Here is a 3105-nt window from a genome sequence, read left to right on the forward strand (position 1 = left end):
ATCAGTAAAGCCCTAAACGAGTGGCTCACAAAACACAATGATACCACGTTGATAACCAAACTTCGGCGTAATATGAAACCCCAATTACTTGAGCCTATGGATGAGGCACTACTCAATCATCGCTCTTTGATTGAAACGGTGTTTGGAGAGCTTAAAAACTTGTGCCAAATCGAACACTCACGCCATCGTAGTGTCACGGGGTTTATCACAAACTTGCTGTCAGGTTTAATTGCTTATTGCTGGTTTCCCTATAAACCCACCATCAAAAATATGCCTCAGCAGGGACAGGTAGCAACATTGTAAATAGTGTCAATGAGTTACAATGTGGCTTATCCCGAACTGGGGTTGTAAATAGACAAGTCCATACAGACAGTGAATTGGTCAATTCGAATATTGGAAATAATAGGTAGCCCTTCATGTCCCTTAAGAGCGCAGAAAAGTCTCCGTCATTAACGCAAAATAAATCGTCGAAAAAATCTTATCTGTTGGCGTTCGCTTTCAGCGCGGGTTCATTATTGACAGGGCTAGCAGCGACTGGGCTGACGGCCGTGCCAGTGGCATCGCAAGCGGCAGGATTGGGCGATTTATTTAGCAGTGATAAAAGCGCGACCCAACCGAAATTTTTGCCCGTTAACGAAGCGTTTCAAGTTAGCAGCAGCAGCAAACCGACCAATAATGGCACGCGCTTAGCCATTAAATTTGACATTACGCCTGAGCACTATGTTTATAAAGACCAAATTAAGCTAACGCTGCCTGCAGGCGTGAGCGCCGCACCTTTTACCTTTAGCCAAAAGCCAGTCTCCATCGACGATCCAACTTTTGGGCAAGTATTGGTATTTGACCAAGCCAATATGGTTGCTACTACCATTTTGAGTAGTAGTAATGGCAAGGCGATAAATAATGCCGCCGTGACGATAGGTTGGCAAGGCTGTGCCAAAGCGGGTCTATGCTATCCACCGGAGAAAATAAAAACCACAGTCAATATTGCTGCTGCGTCACAATCGGCAGCCAATAGTTCAAGTAGCACTGCTACAGGTTCTGCGAGCAATAACAGCAATGCAGAAACTGCGCAAGCCTCTACAGATGGGACAGTTACCAATAGTCTTGCTACAGAGCAAACTACGCCAGATGACGAGGTGATTGATTATGCATTGTTAGATGACGAAGCGTTAGATGCAGAGCTTGGTGCAATCAATACCATCTCTGGAGCCGATGAAGAAGTGGTAGGCGATAATGTCACAAGTGAAGCAGCGAACAATGACGCTGTCATAAATAATGCTGCTGCAACAAGCAATACCGTTGTTGGTGATAACACGATTGATAGCGACCCTTTTGGCTTAGCCTCGCATCCGTGGTTGGCATTGGTGTTATTATTTTTGGCAGGATTAGGCTTGGCATTGACGCCATGCGTATTACCGATGCTACCGATTGTCGCCAATATCGTCGCTCGCCAGCAAAACCCAACAGTTAAAAAAGGTGTCATTTTAACGACCAGCTACGCTATTGGTGTTGCCATCGCTTATGGTATTTTAGGCGCGGTCATTGCGGTATTTGGCGAATCGTTAGGCATTATCGGTTGGCTACAAAATCCGATTATTTTAATTGGGTTTGCCATCGTTTTTGTCTTATTAGCCCTTTATATGTTGGGCGTATTTAGCATTCGTCTGCCGAGATTTATCAGTAGTAAAATGCAGGGTCTAAGCCAAGCGGGGGATAGCAAGCTTGGTAGTACGGGCGGCAGTTTAATTGCGGGATTCTTATCGGCGCTCGTGGTATCGCCTTGTGTTTCGGCACCCTTATTTGGGGCGCTGCTTGCTGTATCAACGATTGGAAGTCCATTACTTGGCTTTGCGGCTTTATTTATGCTCGGTTTTGGTTTATCAGCGCCGCTTATTTTAATCGGCGCGACCCAAGGTAAAATCATGCCAAAAGCGGGTGAGTGGATGAACTGGGTCAAGCAGGGCTTTGCTTTGTTGCTTTTTGCCGTGGCATTGTTATTAATTGAACGCGTCTTTATCTCGCCTGTGATGCTGATGGTTTGGGCGCTGTGGTTTATGGTCGTGGCGATGTGGGCGTGGAGCTGGCTAGGCAAAGGTCGGATGCTGACCCAAGCGCTAGGCTTAATCGCTGGTATTTGGGCGACGTGTTTAATCGTCGGCGCCGCATTGGGCAATGACGACAGCTTGCATCCGCTTGCCTCCCTAACTGCGGTTCCGGTGCTGCAGACAACTGCTGGTCAACCAGCCACCAGTAATGCAACCGATAAGACGGTCACGACGCTGGCTGAGTTAGATGCCATTGTCGCCGCCAATCCTAAAGTGCTGGTCGATGTCACCGCCGAATGGTGTATTGCATGCCGGATTATGGAGAAAAACTTATTTCATAATCGCCCTGCGCAAATGCAAGATTGGCAATTGGTCAGACTTGATATCACGGAGACAACAGCGGATTCAAAAGCAATCTTAGCGCGTTATAAACTATTTGGTCCGCCAGCATTGCTGTATTATCAAGACGGGCAATTGGTCAATCAGCAAGTGGGTGAAATCGGGCGCGCAGCGTTTGAGCAAACCTTAACCGCGCTAAATTAATCGTTTAAATGTAGATAAATTCCACATCATTTCTACCCATTAAAAAGCCAACGTCCTTTGATAATAGGACGTTGGCTTTTTCAATCTTACTAAATAGCCTTTTTAATATAGACGCTAAATCCTTGGTTTAACGTTATTTATTACTATTCATTTAACTACTTAACCCCAGTTCGGGATAAGCCACATTGTAACTCATTGATACTATTTACAATGTTGCTACCTGTCCCTGCTGAGGCATATTTTTGATGGTGGGTTTATAGGGAAACCAGCAATAAGCAATTAAACCTGACAGCAAGTTTGTGATAAACCCCGTGACACTACGATGGCGTGAATGCTCAATCTGACACAAGTTTTTAAGCTCCCCAAACACCGTTTCAACCAAAGAGCGATGATTGAGTAGTACCTCATCCATAGGCTCAAGTAAGGGGCTGTCCTAGATGAGTAAAATTATTTAGGATAGCACTATGAGAAAGAGTAAACTAAGTTGGTATAAACAAAGCAGACTCATCGAGTTATT

The 3105-nt window shown here is 45.3% G+C and carries 2 protein-coding genes and 1 pseudogene; 2 read left to right on the plus strand and 1 reads right to left on the minus strand.

All coding sequences use genetic code 11. From position 1 onward, the window contains the following. Both BLR43_RS09425 and dsbD read left to right on the plus strand, forming a co-directional pair. Positions 1-303 (plus strand): transposase (locus BLR43_RS09425; RefSeq protein WP_143007426.1); only part of this gene is annotated, 303 nt, incomplete at its 5' end. Positions 304-416: 113 nt separating this feature from the next. Further along, positions 417-2588 carry a protein-disulfide reductase DsbD gene (dsbD, locus tag BLR43_RS09430; protein WP_093070750.1) on the plus strand — a complete coding sequence of 724 codons (2172 nt, stop codon included), beginning with the start codon at positions 417-419 and terminating at the stop codon, positions 2586-2588. A gap of 205 nt (positions 2589-2793) precedes the next feature. Here the strand turns inward: dsbD and BLR43_RS09435 are convergent. Further along, positions 2794-2997, minus strand: a pseudogene (locus tag BLR43_RS09435) (transposase); the annotation flags it as partial. Positions 2998-3105: the final 108 nt, after the last annotated feature.

The sequence above is a fragment of the Psychrobacter pacificensis genome (assembly GCF_900101915.1).
In the GTDB taxonomy this organism is placed as follows: Bacteria; Pseudomonadota; Gammaproteobacteria; order Pseudomonadales; family Moraxellaceae; genus Psychrobacter; species Psychrobacter pacificensis.